Annotated in this window: 16 protein-coding genes and 1 tRNA gene; 7 read left to right on the top strand and 10 right to left on the bottom strand. The window is 45.9% G+C overall.

The features are described 5' to 3' along the window. Positions 1–584: FAD-binding protein (locus IQR33_RS02385; RefSeq protein ID WP_193843475.1), on the bottom strand; the 584-nt coding region annotated here is incomplete at its 3' end. A gap of 435 nt (positions 585–1019) precedes the next feature. Between IQR33_RS02385 and epmA the strand changes: the two genes are divergently transcribed. From epmA to IQR33_RS02365, 4 genes are all read left to right on the top strand, one after another. Next, a complete protein-coding gene (epmA, locus tag IQR33_RS02380) occupies positions 1020–1991 on the top strand; it encodes an elongation factor P--(R)-beta-lysine ligase (protein WP_005381485.1) in 972 nt (323 codons plus the stop codon). A 9-nt stretch (positions 1992–2000) separates the two neighbouring features. Beyond that, on the top strand, positions 2001–2375 hold the full coding sequence (locus IQR33_RS02375) for a VanZ family protein (protein ID WP_193837586.1): 375 nt from the start codon (positions 2001–2003) through the stop codon (positions 2373–2375). A 21-nt stretch (positions 2376–2396) separates the two neighbouring features. Then, on the top strand, positions 2397–3032 hold the full coding sequence (locus IQR33_RS02370; protein ID WP_005381480.1) for a TetR/AcrR family transcriptional regulator: 636 nt from the start codon (positions 2397–2399) through the stop codon (positions 3030–3032). Between the two features lie 144 nt (positions 3033–3176). Further along, entirely contained in the window at positions 3177–4133 is a 957-nt protein-coding gene (locus tag IQR33_RS02365) for an acetyltransferase (protein WP_017821834.1), read from the top strand. 73 nt (positions 4134–4206) lie between these two features. Here the strand turns inward: IQR33_RS02365 and IQR33_RS02360 are convergent, their stop codons facing one another. The 5 genes from IQR33_RS02360 to IQR33_RS02340 all read right to left on the bottom strand — a co-directional run bounded on the left by IQR33_RS02360 (position 4207) and on the right by IQR33_RS02340 (position 8637). Beyond that, complete coding sequence (locus IQR33_RS02360; protein ID WP_193837587.1) at positions 4207–5352, bottom strand: murein hydrolase activator EnvC family protein; 1146 nt, start codon at positions 5350–5352, stop codon at positions 4207–4209. A gap of 27 nt (positions 5353–5379) precedes the next feature. Then, positions 5380–6201 carry a serine O-acetyltransferase gene (gene cysE, locus IQR33_RS02355; RefSeq protein WP_005381475.1) on the bottom strand — a complete coding sequence of 274 codons (822 nt, stop codon included), beginning with the start codon at positions 6199–6201 and terminating at the stop codon, positions 5380–5382. A gap of 78 nt (positions 6202–6279) precedes the next feature. Continuing rightward, complete coding sequence (gpsA, locus tag IQR33_RS02350) at positions 6280–7317, bottom strand: NAD(P)H-dependent glycerol-3-phosphate dehydrogenase (RefSeq protein WP_005381474.1); 1038 nt, start codon at positions 7315–7317, stop codon at positions 6280–6282. 195 nt (positions 7318–7512) lie between these two features. Further along, positions 7513–7977 carry a protein-export chaperone SecB gene (gene secB / locus IQR33_RS02345; RefSeq protein WP_005386410.1) on the bottom strand — a complete coding sequence of 155 codons (465 nt, stop codon included), beginning with the start codon at positions 7975–7977 and terminating at the stop codon, positions 7513–7515. Positions 7978–8202: 225 nt separating this feature from the next. Continuing rightward, positions 8203–8637: a rhodanese-like domain-containing protein gene (locus IQR33_RS02340; RefSeq protein ID WP_005386415.1), complete on the bottom strand. Its 435-nt coding sequence runs from the start codon at positions 8635–8637 to the stop codon at positions 8203–8205. Positions 8638–9184: 547 nt separating this feature from the next. On the opposite strand from IQR33_RS02340, the gene gpmM reads away from it, so the two are divergent. Continuing rightward, a complete protein-coding gene (gpmM, locus tag IQR33_RS02335) occupies positions 9185–10717 on the top strand; it encodes a 2,3-bisphosphoglycerate-independent phosphoglycerate mutase (RefSeq protein WP_193837588.1) in 1533 nt (510 codons plus the stop codon). Between the two features lie 82 nt (positions 10718–10799). Here the strand turns inward: gpmM and IQR33_RS02330 are convergent, their stop codons facing one another. The 4 genes from IQR33_RS02330 to rsgA form a co-directional block, all read right to left on the bottom strand. Next, positions 10800–11687 (bottom strand): DMT family transporter, encoded by an 888-nt coding sequence (locus IQR33_RS02330; protein WP_005381469.1) that lies wholly within the window; start codon positions 11685–11687, stop codon positions 10800–10802. Positions 11688–11819: 132 nt separating this feature from the next. Beyond that, positions 11820–13235 carry an SLC13 family permease gene (locus IQR33_RS02325; protein ID WP_193837589.1) on the bottom strand — a complete coding sequence of 472 codons (1416 nt, stop codon included), beginning with the start codon at positions 13233–13235 and terminating at the stop codon, positions 11820–11822. A 162-nt stretch (positions 13236–13397) separates the two neighbouring features. Then, positions 13398–14258: an archaetidylserine decarboxylase gene (asd, locus tag IQR33_RS02320; protein ID WP_193837590.1), complete on the bottom strand. Its 861-nt coding sequence runs from the start codon at positions 14256–14258 to the stop codon at positions 13398–13400. 116 nt (positions 14259–14374) lie between these two features. Then, positions 14375–15439 (bottom strand): small ribosomal subunit biogenesis GTPase RsgA, encoded by a 1065-nt coding sequence (rsgA, locus tag IQR33_RS02315; RefSeq protein WP_193837591.1) that lies wholly within the window; start codon positions 15437–15439, stop codon positions 14375–14377. A gap of 129 nt (positions 15440–15568) precedes the next feature. On the opposite strand from rsgA, the gene orn reads away from it, so the two are divergent. Together orn and IQR33_RS02305 are read left to right on the top strand one after the other, a co-directional pair. Further along, complete coding sequence (gene orn / locus IQR33_RS02310) at positions 15569–16114, top strand: oligoribonuclease (RefSeq protein ID WP_017635574.1); 546 nt, start codon at positions 15569–15571, stop codon at positions 16112–16114. Positions 16115–16270: 156 nt separating this feature from the next. Then, positions 16271–16346 (top strand) — tRNA-Gly (locus IQR33_RS02305). Positions 16347–16366 lie beyond the last annotated feature (20 nt).

Genomic DNA, 16366 nt, shown 5'->3' with positions numbered 1-16366 from the left:
CCACCTGTTGCTAGAACAACCGATTTTGCTTTGATAGTAACAAGCTCGCCTTCAGACATGTGAATAGCAATCAGACCTTGAACTTCGCCTTCATCAACAAGCAGATCCACCACAAAGTACTCATCAAAACGTTTGATGTTGCTGTACTTCATTGATGTCTGGAATAGCGTATGAAGCATGTGGAAGCCAGTTTTGTCTGCAGCGAACCAAGTACGTTCAACCTTCATACCACCAAAGCGGCGTACGTTGACTTCACCGTTCTCTTTACGACTCCATGGGCAACCCCATTGCTCCATTTGGATCATTTCGCGAGTCGCGTTCTCTACAAAGTATTCAACAACATCCTGTTCACATAGCCAGTCACCACCGCCAACAGTGTCGTTGAAGTGGTTGTCTAAGCTATCTTCATCCTTGATAACTGCTGCTGAGCCACCCTCTGCAGCGACCGTGTGGGAGCGCATTGGATAAACTTTAGAAATCAGAGCGACTTCTAAGTCTGGGTTTGCTTCAGCCGCTGCAATAGCAGTACGAAGACCAGCGCCGCCTGCGCCGATGACTGCGATATCTGTGGTGATAATTTGCACAGTTATCCTCCAGTGTGTGATTGCGGAAATCCGCTTGTTATTGTCATTACGAGGCGCTCTTTAAAAAGAACTCCCCAAAAGTAGTAGGGTTAGTGTAGATGAGCCACATGGCAGAAAAATTGATGTAATTGGGTTTTTGCTTCGGTAATGCACTTAAGGGCATAGAATTTATAGGTTATGTGACTGCTATCACGGCATCGAGGTTTTGGTCCTCAAGCATTAATATTAGGGATGTTAAACCCGTGTTGCGTGACATTAACCGCATGGATAATAGGATTTTAACTGAGTGTTTTTTGTTCTGCGGCACGAGTAATGCTTGCCTCAAATTGGCGAGCACATTAGTAAAAAGAAGAAGGGATATTCCTCTCTTCTTGAAGAGTAAAAAGCATGTAGAATGAGACTTTCCTCGCTGAATTAAAGTTTGAGAGACTTGTTATGCAAACCAACTGGCAACCTACTGCTTCCATTGACCAACTTCGTCAACGTGCGACGTTAATCGCGTCGATTCGACAATTCTTCGCTGACCGACAGGTGATGGAAGTCGATACGCCAGCCATGAGTCACGCAACCGTGACTGACATTCATTTGCATACTTTCCAAACCGAGTTTGTTGGCCCAGGCTATGCCGATGGCAGTAAGCTGTTTTTTATGACCAGCCCAGAATTCCATATGAAGCGCCTTTTGGCTGCGGGTAGCGGTTGTATTTATCAAATCAACAAAGCATTTCGTAATGAAGAGAATGGTCGCTACCACAATCCTGAGTTTACGATGTTGGAGTGGTATCGCGTTGGCTTTGACCATCATAAATTGATGGATGAAATGGATGACCTGTTGCAGCTGGTATTGAAGTGTGGCGCAGCGCAGCGCATGACGTATCAGCAAGCCTTCATTGATGTGTTGGGTGTGTGTCCACTGGAAGGCTCGATGACTGAGCTGAAAGCGGCGGCAAGCAAGCTGGGTTTGAGTGACATTGCTGAGCCAGAGGAAGATCGCGATACGCTGCTGCAACTACTATTTAGCGTGGGAGTAGAAAACAAAATTGGCCAGGACGTGCCGGCTTTTGTGTACGACTTCCCTGCATCACAGGCGGCGCTTGCGAAAATCAATCCTCAAGATCATCGCGTCGCGGATCGTTTTGAAGTGTACTTTAAGGGGATAGAGCTGGCGAACGGATTTCATGAACTGGATAACCCGAAAGAGCAATTAGCGCGCTTTGAACAAGATAACGCAAAGCGTATCGAAATGGGTTTAAAACCACAGCCGATCGATTATCATCTGATCTCTGCACTGGAAGCAGGGTTGCCAGATTGTGCAGGGGTCGCGTTGGGTATCGATCGTTTGATCATGCTGGCGCTAGGCTGTGACCACATTGATCAAGTGACGGCCTTTCCATTTCCAATTGCATAAGGACGTCCAATGAACCTGACGGTTGCACGTTTCGTCATCTTTAGCTACGCCATATTGATCGCTTTTTTATCTCTGAGTTCAGGTGAACTGCAAGACTGGGGCAATATCGCGTATCTCGACAAAATGCAGCACGCTATGGCGTATAGCGGCTTTGCGTTTTTAGGTTGTTTTTGTGTGTGGCGTTGGCGTCAACGTTGGGCGGTGGCGATTGGTATTTTGCTATTCAGCGCCGTTATTGAGTGGTTGCAAGGGTATGTAGGGCGACAAACTTCTTGGTTAGACCTTGTCGCCAACTCAACTGGCATCTTAACTGGTCTGTTATGTTACCGTATTTGGAGCCTCTATCGACCTAGGTTGGTGAAGTCGCTATACTCGATTCGTTAATGAAGAGGGAACACGATAACAATGAAAACGCGCGACAAAATCGTCTACGCGGCACTGGAGTTGTTCAACCAACATGGTGAGCGCAACATCACCACCAATCACATTGCCGATCACATCGAAATTAGCCCTGGTAATCTGTATTACCACTTCCGCAATAAGCAAGAAATCGTTCGTGAGATCTTTGCGCTTTATTCAGCAGAACTTTTAGAAAGATTTACCCCTATTCAAGGTTCGCAAGAGAGCCTGACTATGCTGAAGAGCTACCTAGACTCTATTTTTACCTTGATGTGGAAATACCGCTTTTTCTACGCAAACCTACCAGAAATCTTGTCACGAGATGAACAGTTACACGAGCAGTACATCGATGTGCAAGAGAAGCTGCAAGCGAACCTCATTGCTATTATGCAAGAGTTCGTAACGATGAAGCTGTTGAATGTCGATCAACAACAGTTGAAGTCATTGGTATGTACATTGCACTTGATTGCGTGTAGTTGGTTGGCATATCAATCCGCGATGGCTTCAAAAACCAACATTACCGAGCAAATGGTGAAGCAAGGGATGTTGCAGATGCTTAATGTCGTTAAGCCATTAGCAACTGAGCAGGGCTTAGAGCAGCTACTGTTATTAGAAGATGCGGTTAGCAATCTACACAGTTAAACGTCAAACTGCTTAATATTTCGAGAGTCACTCTCATTTTCGAGTCGTGGCTCGAGTTGACTTGTCAAATATGCCACGCACAATAGTCCCATACGCTAAAAACCCTTGCAGGGATAAGATTCTCGATAAAGGAACTATCGCCCCATGAATTACGACATTTTTAATGGTGATGCTGATGGCATCATTGCTCTTCTACAATTGCGTTTGGCTGATCCTGTCGATGCCCAGTTAATAACCGGTGTAAAGCGCGACATCAAGCTGGTGGAAAAAGTAGACGTGCAAGCGGGTGATGAGCTGACTGTGTTAGACATTTCGATGGAAAAGAACATGGCAGGTCTAGAGCAAGCTTTGGCTCAAGGCGCGCACGTCTTTTACGCCGATCATCACAAAGCGGGCGACATTCCTCAGCATGGTAATTTGGATGCGCACATCGATCTCGATGCCAACATGTGCACGGCGTTGATTGTCGATAAGTTGCTTGATGGGCGTTTTCATGACTGGGCGATTACGGCGGCTTATGGCGATAACATGATTGCTAAAGCCGATGAGTTAGCGAATAACGCGGGCTTGTTGCAGCAACAGAAAGAGCAGCTAAAAGAGCTGGGTACTTTAATTAACTACAACGGCTACGGATCGAAGGTCGAAGATTTACACTTTCACCCTGCGGAGCTGTACCGAGCTTTGCTGAAGTACACGTCACCATTTGAAGCTATTGAAGATACGGCCTCGCCATACTACCAATTGCAATCGGCTTACCAACAAGACATGGAGGCGGCTCTCGCAGTGCCTGCCATGCATGAGAGTGGTAAGCTGAAGTTGTTTGAGTTACCAAACACGGCGGCATCACGCCGAATCAGTGGTGTTTATGGCAACTGGCTAGCAAACCAAACCCCTGACTCTGCGCATGCGGTACTTACTGAAAATGCAGATGGTACTTATACGGTTTCACTCCGCGCCCCATTAAACAATAAACAAGGTGCCGTTGCCGTGTGTGGTCAGTTCCCGACAGGTGGGGGGCGAGAGGCGGCGGCAGGAATCAACGCGTTAAGCAAAGATGATGTGAATGCTTTTATTGATGCGGTAGAAACCTACTACGCATAGCATTTTCCAAAATATGAATACAAAAAAGGAGCCGAGTGGCTCCCTTTTTATTATAAGTCTATGAGTCAGATAATCAGCGTTTTAACCAAGATTTCGGATTCTGCGCTTCACTATTACGACGAATTTCAAAGTACAGCGATGGTCTGTCTTGACCACCTGTATCACCCGCGAGAGCAATCACTTCGCCGGCGGTGACTCGGTCGCCTTCTTTTTTAGTTAAGGCTTGGTTGTAACCATAGAGGGTCATGTCACCTTTGCCGTGGTCGAGCAGTACCACTAAACCGTATCCGCGCAGATACTCAGCAAATACGACAGTACCAGGATAAACGGCTTTCACTTGTTGACCATAGTTGGCAGACAACACCATACCCTTCCAGTTTATCTGCCCAGTTTGTCGCGTACCAAAGTTGTGTAACACACTGCCTTTGAGTGGCCAAGGCAACTTACCGCGCTGTTTGCCGAGTCCGTCCATTGGCACCGCATTACGCTTCGCTGCTTTGGCGATCTCTGCTTTTAAACGGGTTTCGTTGCGTTGCAGCTCGGCTAAGTAGCGTTTGTCATTCTTGATACTGCTCTGAATTTTATTCAGGGTTTGCTTACGCTTGGATTGTGTACTCGCTAGCGCTGTACGTTTTTCGGATTGCTGCTTGAGCAGAGTCTCGATTTGCTCTTTTTCTAGCTCGAGCTGGTTTTTGTTGTGCGCTAATTCTTGGGTTATTTTGGTGATCGCATCAATCACTTCAGCACGTGCTTTAGCTAAATGCTGGAAGTATTGGCTCATGCGGTCTTCTTCCACACCTTGATTTAACAAGTGACCATTGGCCTTCGCTCGCTCGGTTACGTAATACGTTTGCAGCAGCTGTTTGAGTTCTTCTTCTTGCTCTTGACGCTGTGCTTCTTGCAAGGCAATTTTCTCTTCCAGGTTTTCTATGTTTTTGTCTGCTTGTGCGAGGTTAGACTTGGTTTGTCGTATTTCACGCTCAAGCTTAGAAATACCAAGCTCTTGATCTTTTAGTGATTTCTGTAACTCATTGAGCTGCTTTTCTTGGGAAGAGAGCGATTTGCGCTGACGGCTTATCTCACTGGATACGCCTTTGAGCTCTTGCTGACTCACAGCAGAGGAGGTAATGGGATAAGTGGCAGATAAAGCACAAGTTAATAAAATAGCCGAGCGTAGAACAGGGTGATTTTGTTTTCGCACTTGAGAGTTACCTACCACGTTGTTGTCAAAAAGGTTTGTTGACGATTAAATACCATCTCCATGGATAAAGCTTTGCGACTTGCCGTTAAAGCCTTGATCCATATCGAGAGAGGGTTTGTCCGTTTTTGGACGTCCGACGATTTTTGCAGGCACGCCAGCCACCGTTGTGTGAGGAGGCACGGCTTGCAATACCACAGAGCAAGATCCGATTTTCGCGCCTTCACCGACTTCGATATTGCCAAGAATCTTTGCACCAGCTCCGATCATTACGCCTTCGCGAATTTTCGGGTGACGATCACCGCATTCTTTACCAGTACCACCAAGGGTGACATCTTGCAGTATAGACACGTCGTTTTCGACCACGGCAGTTTCACCAATCACGATGCCTGTTGCATGGTCGAGCATGATACCACTACCAATGCGTGCTGCAGGGTGAATATCGACCTGACATGCTACCGAAATCTGATTTTGTAGGTAAGTCGCAAGAGCGTGACGACCTTGCTTCCACAGCCAGTTTGCTACTCGGTAGCCTTGCAGTGCGTGATAGCCTTTTAGGTACAGCAATGGCATTGAGTACATTGAAACAGCAGGGTCGCGATTGACCGTGGCACAAATATCACAAGCCGCGCCGTCAGTGATGGTTGGATCAGCCGCAAAGGCTTCTTCAACCACTTCACGCACAGCCATCGCTGGCATGGAAGCGGTGTTCAATTTGTTAGCCAGAATATAACTCAGAGCGGCACACAAACTTTCATGCTTGATAATGGTGGCATGATAGAAGCTCGCCAGCATAGGCTCTTGTTCTGACATTTCACGGGCTTCTGAGACAATTTTGTTCCAGACTTTTTGTTTTTCGCAGTGTTTCATTCTCAATATCCAGAGTGGTTCTTCCGTGACCCGACAACTTCAATTTTTCTCAGATGAGCTGCAAAGGGCGGTAGATTGCTACTTTCCTTCGGCTTTTTTGTCACGAGCAAGTAAATCTTGCGCTGCTAAGCGCGCATCTTTTCCTTGATACAATACTTGATAAATTTGATCAACTATCGGCATCTCAACACCCATACGTTGAGAAAGTAGCCATACTTCTTTTGTATTGCGGTAACCCTCAACCACTTGACCAATTTCTTCTTGAGCCGTATCAACGTCTTTACCTTGGCCTAATGCCAAGCCAAAGCGTCGGTTACGTGATTGGTTATCGGTACATGTCAGGACAAGATCGCCTAAACCCGCCATGCCCATAAAGGTTTCTGGCTGTGCACCCAGCGCAGCACCAAGGCGACTCATTTCAGCCAAGCCACGAGTAATTAATGCGGTACGAGCATTGGCGCCAAAACCGATACCATCAGACATACCCGCACCAATCGCAATAACGTTTTTCACAGCGCCGCCCAATTGCATACCAATAAAGTCACTATTGGCGTATACGCGGAAGGTTTTGCTACAGTGGATTTTTTCTTGTAGATCCGCAACAAATTCAGAATCTGGAGACGCAACAGAGATTGCAGTCGGCATACCCATTGCGAGCTCTTTCGCAAACGTTGGGCCAGACAATACTGCTAGTGAGTAGTTTTCACCGATAATGTCATAAGCGACGTCTTTCAGCAGGCGCCCCGTTTCAGGTTCAAGCCCTTTGGTTGCCCAACAGATGCGAGAGTCTTCGCGCAAGAATGGTTTACAGCTGTTTAGCACGATGCCAAAGACATGGCTTGGAACCACAACCAACAAATCTCGGCTTGCTTGAACGGCTTTTTCTAAATCCGATTCAATGATCAAGCTTTCAGGGAAATCAACACCTGGTAAAAAGGCATGGTTAGCTCGGTCTGCTTCTAGGCGAGCCATGTGCTCTGGCTCGTGTCCCCAAAGGACAACGTTCGCGCCGTTACGAGCGAGTGAGATTGCCAAAGAGGTGCCGTATGAGCCTGCGCCAATCACAGTCATTGCGATGTCTTTACCGTAAGCATTGTTTGTATTTGCTTGTGTCATGCTACCGCCTAATTGTCTTGCTACTAGTAGAATCTAGTTCCTAATCGTCAAATTTTACGCCTTCTGGCGATTAGGAACTAGGAACTTTTGTCAGAAATAAAAAATGCACATTGCATCGAATGGTAGACGCTCTGTGCATTTTATTTGAGTCGGTGACGTCAGCACTGTGGCTATTCGTCACTTATAAAACGTGAATTACGCTTCAGCTTCGCCTTGTTGAGCTTGCTGTTGTAGGTAGTTCATGAATAGCGCGTCAAAGTTTACTGGCGCTAGGTTCAGTTGAGGGAACGTACCTTTAACGACTAGGCTTGAGATAGTTTCACGAGCGTATGGGAATAGGATGTTCGGGCAGAATGCGCCTAGGCAATGTGCAAGTTGACCAGCTTCCATTTGTTCAGCAGTGAAGATACCACCTTGTTGAACTTCACATAGGAACGCAGTCTCTTCTTCGTTCTTCACAGTAACGGTTAGGCGTAGAACAACTTCGTAAACGCCTTCACCAAGCTCACGGCTTTGAGTGTCTAGGTCTAGTTTAACGTCTGGGTTCCACTCTTTCTGGAAAATTACTGGAGAGTTCGGCGCTTCAAAAGAAACGTCTTTTAGGAAGATGCGTTGAATTGCGAAGTTTTGTTGTGCGTCTTGAGGTGCTGCTTCAGCCATTTTTTAATCCTTAAATCAATATTTGTTGAGCCTAGAAACGTCTAAGCTCAGAAAACTGGTATGTCCTGAGACTAACTGAGCCAATCTACCTTGACTAGATGAAGCGTGTATTACGTGCAAAGCGTCACAACTTAGTGCTCCAACTGCTTTCAATTTGCTCAGTTTTTTGTCCGCGAGGCTTGGTAAAAGCGCGTTTAAACGCGAACTTTCGTTCTTGCCACGTTCCTACTTCTTACCGCGAACTAACGGCAGGTTCGCTTCGTTCCACGCAATCAAACCATTTTTTAGTAGGCTCACGTTTTCGAAGCCAGCTTTTACTAGTAGGTTTGCGCTTTCTTGAGCGGTCTGTCCTGTCTTACATACAACAATGATTGGGTCTGATTTGTGGTTTTCAAGGCTACCCAAGTTACCCGCTTTGATGTCTGACGGTAAAATGTGAAGTGAGTCGGTGATATGACCTTTTTTGAACTCGTCTTTGGTACGGATATCCACTACAACGCCGTTTTCACGGTTCATAAGATGAGTCAGTTGGTTTACGTTGATTTCTTTGTATGCGGCTGTCGCTGACTTCACGATGTTCATGATAAAGGCGACAAGAAGACCTACCCAAACCAAAGATAGAATCATGTTCTGTTGGAAAAATTCAATGTACTCTTGCATGTCTTGAGCTCTTACGCTGTTGGCGGAAAAATAAAGCAGGAGTATAGCGAGGTTACGGCTCTTAGGCGAGAGGGTTAAAATTTTCTAACGAATAATTGAGATCTCTATAAACCCGTTATGCCCTTACTATCCGTACATTTCGCTCTGGTAGCTTGATTGCTTTTGCCTATTGGACTTATCGGTTTAAGTGACTTCTGTTTTACTGAGAAAAGAGAACAATAGGTATTAACCCATCTTGTTTGATGTTGCTTTAAATTAGCACTGTTTCAAGTGCAAAAATAAGAATGAGAAGCGTAAGAAAACCGAACTTAGACTGGGGTGTACAAAGCGTATTAGGAATGACTATGCTTGTGGAACACGTTTGTCGGCACTGACTCGTTGTTCGCTTAACTTGTAAGATAGCAACAATAAATCGCAAACATTATTTGATCTTAACCTACAGTTTTGGTTAAAAAGTGTAGTAAAATTACGCTAGTTTTGTTTCAAGGTTAGATAGGGCAGCGAGGCCCTACGCCAAAAGTTACTTAAATTTGATGAGGTCATCACTATGTCAGCTAAGAAGCCACTGGCTCTAGTTATCCTTGACGGTTACGGTTACCGTGAAGACACAGCAAGTAACGCAATTGCGAATGCGAAAACACCAGTAATGGATGCTCTGATTGCGAATAACCCACACACATTAATCTCTGCTTCAGGCATGGATGTTGGCCTTCCTGATGGTCAAATGGGTAACTCTGAAGTTGGTCACACTAACATTGGTGCAGGCCGCGTTGTATACCAAGACCTGACTCGTATCACTAAATCAATTGCTGATGGTGAGTTCGAACAAACGCCTGCGCTAGTTGAAGCAATCGACTCTGCTGTGAAAGCTGAAAAAGCAGTACACATCATGGGCCTGATGTCTCCAGGCGGTGTTCACTCTCACGAAGACCACATTTACGCAGCAGTTGAAATGGCAGCGGCGCGTGGCGCAGAGAAAATCTACCTACACTGCTTCCTAGACGGCCGTGACACACCACCACGTAGTGCTGAAAACTCACTACAACGTTTCCAAGATCTATTTGCGAAACTAGGTAAAGGCCGCGTTGCTTCTCTAGTAGGTCGTTACTACGCAATGGACCGTGACAACAACTGGGATCGCGTCCAAGTTGCTTACGATCTTCTAACTCAAGCTAAAGCTGAGTTCACAGCAGAAACGGCAGTTGCAGGTCTAGAAGCGGCTTACGCTCGTGAAGAAAACGACGAATTCGTTAAAGCAACAGCTATCAAAGCGGAAGGTCAAGAAGAGGCAATCATGCAAGATGGCGATGCGGTTATCTTCATGAACTACCGTGCTGACCGTGCACGTCAAATCACTCGTGCATTCGTTCCTGCATTTGACGGCTTTGAGCGTGCAGCATTCCCAGCAATTAACTTTGTGATGCTGACTCAATACGCGGCTGATATCCCTCTAGCTATCGCATTCCCACCTGCGTCTCTAGAAAACACTTACGGTGAGTGGCTATCTAAACAAGGTCAAACTCAGCTACGTATCTCTGAAACAGAGAAATACGCACACGTGACTTTCTTCTTCAACGGTGGTGTTGAGAACGAATTCGAAGGCGAAGAGCGTCAGTTGGTTGCTTCACCAAAAGTTGCAACGTACGACATGCAGCCTGAAATGAGCTCTCCAGAACTAACAGATAAGATGGTTGCGGCTATCAAGTCTGGTAAGTTCGATACCATCATCTGTAACTACCCGAACGCAGATATGGTTGGTCACACTGGCGTTTATGAAGCGGCTGAGAAAGCAATCGAAGCTCTAGATGAAAGTGTGGGTAAAGTGGTTGAAGCAATCAAAGAAGTTGGCGGTCAACTATTGATCACTGCGGACCACGGTAATGCAGAAATGATGATCGACCCTGAAACTGGCGGCATCCACACTGCTCATACTAACCTACCAGTACCTCTAATCTATGTAGGTGACAAAGCGGTTGAATTCAAAGAAGGCGGTAAACTGTCTGACCTTGCACCAACCATGCTTTCTCTAGCTGGTCTAGAAATCCCAGCAGAAATGACGGGTGAAGTACTAGTTAAATAATTAACTAACGGCTCCGAATGACAAAAGCCCGAGTTTAAACTCGGGCTTTTTTGTATCTGGCAGTAAGGGCTGGTCTGTAAGGTTACTGAACCAAAATGCCAGCACCAATCACAGCTAGGGCTGCGCCCAACCATGCAAATCGGTTTGGTCGGCGTTTAGTGTAAATCCAGAGCAGTGGTAGCAACATAATTGGCGTGGTTGAAGATAGAAGGGCAACCATACCTACATTTCCTTCTTGCAGTGCGTATAAGATTAGCGTCATGCCGACGGCCATCGCCAAGAAACCATTAAGGGCAGTAATACCAAATACGCGCCAAGTAATGTGTTGCGTCGAGCGAGCGACTTTGACCCCTAGAACTAACAACATGCTGTGGGCGAAAAAGGCACTGATCATTCGAATAGCAGAAGCCGCAACTGGGTCAATACTGGTTTGCATTACTGGCTTGGCGATAATGCCTCCCAATGCTTGGCACATTGCTGCGGTTAAGCCAAGTCCAATACCTACCCAGATGTTACCTTTAATGTCTTCCAAGACGTTATTCACTTGACCTCTTCGGCCAAAGAATATCGCCATCACCACGCCGCTAAATACCAATGATGCGCCCAGTAGTTCTATTGTGGTCATGACTTCGCTAAATAAGAAGTAGCCCAAGATGGCAGAGAACACGGCGTGGCAAGAGAAGAGTAACCCGGCCTGTCTTGGCCCCATACGATTCAAACACGCGAATAGAGCGGTATCACCAATAAAAATACCAATCAGTCCTGAGGCCATCATTGGCGTTACATGTTCCCAAGAAACCGTTAACCAGCCGCCAGTTATCCAGGCCATTGTTGATAAGATCACGGCTGTGCAGCCCATACGCCAGCGGCTGTAAGAAAATGCGCCTAGGTGTTGTGCAGGAATGACCGAAATTAGGCTAGAAACTGCCCACAGAAAAGCGGCGCATAAAGCAAGCCATTCGTAACCCATGATGTGTCGACGTCCTTGTAGAGTAGAGGAGTCTTAATATGCACGAAATTTATGGGATGTAAAAGCCGCTCTGTAAGGGCAGTAGCTGGAGAGCAGCTCCATGACAACACGCTTTTTCATGGAGCTCTTCGATTAAAACAGCACCAAAACTGCGCCATACACGATAAGTAGACCAATCAAACCGAGAATCAGGCCTACTTTCGCCATGTCTTTGCTCTCGATGAGGCCTGTTGAATAAGCCAAAGAGTTTGGTGGTGTGGAAACCGGTAAGATCATGCCAAGTGATGCGGAGAAGGCGACGACAACCAGTAAACCTTGTAGGCCACCAACCGCAATAAGGCTTGGCATGGATGTACCAATAGCGGCAGCAATAGGCATCAATAAGTTTGCTGTTGCGGTATTAGACATAAAGTTCGCCATTAACCAACACACTACTGATAGGGCTAAAACAACGGCAAATGGTGATAGCAGGCTGTAATCAATGGCGTGCGCTAATGCTTCGGCTAAGCCCGTTTTGTCTAAGGCAATGCCAATTGCTATACCACCGGCAACCAGCCATAAAACATCCCAGTTAATCAGCTTGAGCTCTTCTTTTCCCATAATGCCCGTTAACGTGAACACTGCTAGTGGGATAATCGCGACAACGTATGTATTCATGCCATGCACTTTCGTTGTCATCCAAAGCACAATGGTTAGTGCAAAAGTGATGTAGACGACGATCGCACGCCAGCTCCTTTTGAATGTACCATCTAGCTTTAGTTTCATTTCTGGTTCGCTAGACGGAAACAGCTTTTGCAACAAGAACCAAGCTACAGTAAGTTGTACCAACACAAATGGTAGACCCATTGTCATCCACGATAGGAAGTCTATCGCGTTTTCTCCAGTGAGATATTGAAGCGCTATCGCATTAGGTGGCGTGCCTATCGGAGTCGCAATGCCGCCTGTATTCGCGGCAATTGGAATACACAACACCAGTGCTTTAATGCCTAAATCCCCTTTAGGTGCTGAAGCGACGATGGGGCCAAGCAGGGCTAGCATCATCACGGTCGTGGCAGTATTGGACATAAACATTGAAAAAACGGCGGTAATTAACATCAAGCCCAGCATGATTAACTTAGGTTGGGTGCCGAATGGTTTTAATAGTACTCGGGCGAGGTTGTTGTCGAGCTCGTATTTGGAAGCCGCAATCGCAAGAGCAAAACCACCCATAAAAAGAATAATGATCGGTGAAGAGAAGGCTGAGAAAATATCGGTGTAAGCAATTAACTCTCCTAAATCATGCCCCGCTGGTGGATTGCGAAATAGATGCAAACCTTTATCCGATATCATGATCAGTTCAAGAGCGATAATAAGAATGGACGTAGCAAAAACGGGAACCGGCTCGAGAACCCAAAGTAGGGCAGCAAGAAGAAAAATAGCTAACAGGCGATGCTGAATTAAAGTGAGATCGTCAATAGGAATAGCATCGATCGGCATCATCAAAACACCGAGCGGAATTAAAAAGCACACCAGCAATTTCGCCAACGTGTTTACACTCATCTTTGGCATTGGCTGCCCCTCTAAATATTCATTCTAAGCGCAGGATAATTGATTGTGGAATGAGGGTCTTAGAGGCAGGTATGAGTTTGAGAAATAGAGGCTAAATTTCGAACGGAGTTTTGCTTTTTATCAATAAAAAGAGCCCTTAATAAAGGGCTCTTTAACGGTGTTTTACTTATTTTTCAAGGCGTAAGGTGTGCCCATAACGGTTGGCTTACCGTTTTCCATGCTTGCGTCAAACTCAATCGCGTCTTTGGCAAACAGGTTAATAACAGTAGAACCCAGTTTGAAGCGGCCCATCTCTTCGCCTTTTTTCAAGATCACGGCCTTGTCACCCTCTGCTGGGTAATCCCATTTGTAGACAGTGTTTCCACGAGGCGGAGTGATCGTGCCAGCCCATACTTGCTCAATGCTACCAACAATTGTCGCACCAACAAGCACCTGTGCCATTGGACCAAACTCAGTATCGAAGATACACACCACACGCTCGTTACGTGCAAATAGGTTCGGTACGTTTTCTGCTGTCAGAGGGTTTACTGAGAACAGGTCACCTGGTACGTAAATCATTTGGCGCAGAGTGCCGTCACATGGCATGTGTACACGGTGGTAATCGCGCGGAGATAGATACAATGTGGCAAAAGAACCATCTTTAAATTCGTCCGCTAAATTCGCGTCACCGCCCAGCAATTCTTGTGCTGAGAAGTGATGACCTTTTGCTTGGATAAGTTGACCATCTTCAATAGGGCCAAACTGGCTAACACAAGCGTCGGCTGGATGAGTGATGACGTTTTCGCCTTCAGAAATTGGGCGTGCGCCTTCTTTTAGCTCACGAACGAAAAACTCGTTGAACGTTTTAAAATGCTTAGGATCTGAGTGCTTTGCCTCATCCATATTCACATTGTATTGTTTAATAAACCAACGAATAACTGCTGTTGTTAGACCGCCAGCTTTTGCTGAAGCCAGTTTACCCATTAGGCGAGTGAGGCCGTGTTGTGGGATCCAGTACTGCAGTCCAACTTTAAACTTGTCCATCTTTAATTCCGATACTTCTGTTAGATTCGCGCTTTAGGGCGCGTGATGTTACTGAAATTTAATTTGCTTGTCAGTATTAGGTGAAGACTTTTTACACAGTTACAGCCTTAACTCAATTACAGATCGGCTTTTTTATTACGTGAATACTGACGATTTGCTTTATTTTCAACCATGCTTTCCAAAATGCGATGATAGTTTTCAAAGCGAGTTTCGTTAATTTCCCCGTTCTCGACAGCTTCACGTAGAAGGCAGCCTGGGTCATCATTGTGTTTACAATCTCGGAACTTGCAACCACCTAAATATGGTCGAAATTCAACGAATGCTTTTGTTACTTCTTCTGCTTCCAAATGCCAAAGACCAAATTCACGTACTCCAGGTGAGTCGATCAAATCGCCACCCGTTGGAATGTGGTATAAACGTGCAGCCGTCGTGGTGTGTTGGCCCAAGCCAGAGTTCTCAGAGACTTCGCCTTCTTCCACTTCGCTCTCTAGTTCCGGCATTAACGCGTTGACTAAGCTGGATTTCCCTACGCCTGATTGACCAACAAAGATATTAATTCGGTCACGCAGCAGGGTTTCTAGTTCAGCAATGCCTTCTCCAGACTTCTTGCTGACCAGAAGCACTTTATAGCCAATACGTTCATATTCTTTGAGCCATTCTTCATACATTGCACGATCATCGGCTTCTAGAAGGTCGACCTTATTTAAGACCAACAATGGCGCAATATTCAGTGTTTCTGATGCAACGAGATAGCGGTCAATAATATTTAGCGATAGATCTGGTAATACCGAAGAGACAATGACCATTTGATCAATATTGGCTGCAACGGGTTTTAGGCCATCGTAATAATCTGGACGAGTGAGCACTGAAGAGCGAGGTTCTACCGCCTCAACAACACCAGAGATGCCCGCCATAGACTCCAATCCTTCGCGCCATAAAACACGATCGCCAGATACTAGAGACTCAATACCACGGCGGAGGTTACAGCGTTGAATTTCGCCTGTTTCAAGGTCTTCAATGTCCGCGTGCTGACCAAAACGAGTGATCACGAGACCTTGCTTGCTGGCGCCTAGCATGTTTTCATCCCACTGGATGGACTCTTCTTGCTTCTTCAAACGCTTTTGTTGGTTGCTACGTACGCGTCGCACCTGACCTTTGGTTAACTTTTTCTTCTTTGCCACAATTCTGTACTTTATGTGAATTTACTCAAATGGTTGAGCCGTACTCTTGGCTCCGTGTATGAGTATCGTGTTTCTCGTATTTTGAGGTATAGTACCTCTTTTATCGATAAACAAATAGGCGGCGTAACCATGTCCTTTAGCGATCAAAACCTAATTTGGGTTGATTTAGAGATGACAGGGCTTGATCCTGAAACGCACAAAATCATCGAAATTGCTTCTATTGTCACAGATAGCGAACTAAATATTTTGGCTGAAGGTCCAGTGTTAGCGATTCATCAGCCGGAAGAAGAACTGGCGAAAATGGACGACTGGTGCACTAATACGCATACGGCAAGCGGTTTGGTGGAGCGCGTTCGAAACAGTCAAATCTCAGAACAAGACGCAGTCGCACAAACCATTGAATTTTTAGAAAAATGGGTGCCGAAAGGAGCTTCGCCAATATGTGGTAACAGCATTGGGCAGGATCGTCGCTTTTTATACAAGCATATGCCTGAGTTGGAAGAGTTCTTCCATTACCGATATGTTGACGTTAGTACTCTTAAAGAACTAGCACGTCGCTGGCAACCTGAGGTGCTAAATGGGTTCACAAAACAGGGAACACATTTGGCCTTGGACGACATTCGTGAGTCCATCGCAGAACTTAAGTACTATCGAGGTACTATTTTCAAGATTTAACTGTTAAGGTTGCGATCCAAATTGTTGTAATTTATATCGCTTTTGATTGCTTTTTCGTCGTTCAGTAAAAAAATAAAGTTTTTTTGAAGGAAGGACTTGCATCACAAAAAAATGCTCTTATAATTCGCAGCCCTAAACAGCGGAAACGTTGTTGATGCGACACTAGCTCAGTTGGTAGAGCGCAACCTTGCCAAGGTTGAGGTCACGAGTTCGAACCTCGTGTGTCGCTCCAGTTTTATAGTTCTCACGGTA

Origin of the sequence: Vibrio sp. OPT46, from assembly GCF_015163535.1 — a bacterium.
Taxonomy (GTDB): Bacteria; Pseudomonadota; Gammaproteobacteria; order Enterobacterales; family Vibrionaceae; genus Vibrio; species Vibrio alginolyticus.
The sequence above is the reverse complement of the archived record's forward strand: the minus strand, read 5'-3'. Positions and strand labels throughout refer to the sequence as shown.

Excerpts from the sequence above, each read along its gene's own strand:
- gpsA (WP_005381474.1), bottom strand. The coding sequence starts at position 7,317 with ATGACACAAGCAAATACAAACAATGCTTACGGTAAAGACATCGCAATG.
- IQR33_RS02370 (WP_005381480.1), top strand. The coding sequence starts at position 2,397 with ATGAAAACGCGCGACAAAATCGTCTACGCGGCACTGGAGTTGTTCAAC.
- asd (WP_193837590.1), bottom strand. The coding sequence starts at position 14,258 with ATGGACAAGTTTAAAGTTGGACTGCAGTACTGGATCCCACAACACGGC.
- secB (WP_005386410.1), bottom strand. The coding sequence starts at position 7,977 with ATGGCTGAAGCAGCACCTCAAGACGCACAACAAAACTTCGCAATTCAA.
- orn (WP_017635574.1), top strand. The coding sequence starts at position 15,569 with ATGTCCTTTAGCGATCAAAACCTAATTTGGGTTGATTTAGAGATGACA.
- epmA (WP_005381485.1), top strand. The coding sequence starts at position 1,020 with ATGCAAACCAACTGGCAACCTACTGCTTCCATTGACCAACTTCGTCAA.
- IQR33_RS02330 (WP_005381469.1), bottom strand. The coding sequence starts at position 11,687 with ATGGGTTACGAATGGCTTGCTTTATGCGCCGCTTTTCTGTGGGCAGTT.
- IQR33_RS02375 (WP_193837586.1), top strand. The coding sequence starts at position 2,001 with ATGAACCTGACGGTTGCACGTTTCGTCATCTTTAGCTACGCCATATTG.
- IQR33_RS02340 (WP_005386415.1), bottom strand. The coding sequence starts at position 8,637 with ATGCAAGAGTACATTGAATTTTTCCAACAGAACATGATTCTATCTTTG.
- cysE (WP_005381475.1), bottom strand. The coding sequence starts at position 6,201 with ATGAAACACTGCGAAAAACAAAAAGTCTGGAACAAAATTGTCTCAGAA.
- IQR33_RS02365 (WP_017821834.1), top strand. The coding sequence starts at position 3,177 with ATGAATTACGACATTTTTAATGGTGATGCTGATGGCATCATTGCTCTT.
- gpmM (WP_193837588.1), top strand. The coding sequence starts at position 9,185 with ATGTCAGCTAAGAAGCCACTGGCTCTAGTTATCCTTGACGGTTACGGT.
- IQR33_RS02325 (WP_193837589.1), bottom strand. The coding sequence starts at position 13,235 with ATGCCAAAGATGAGTGTAAACACGTTGGCGAAATTGCTGGTGTGCTTT.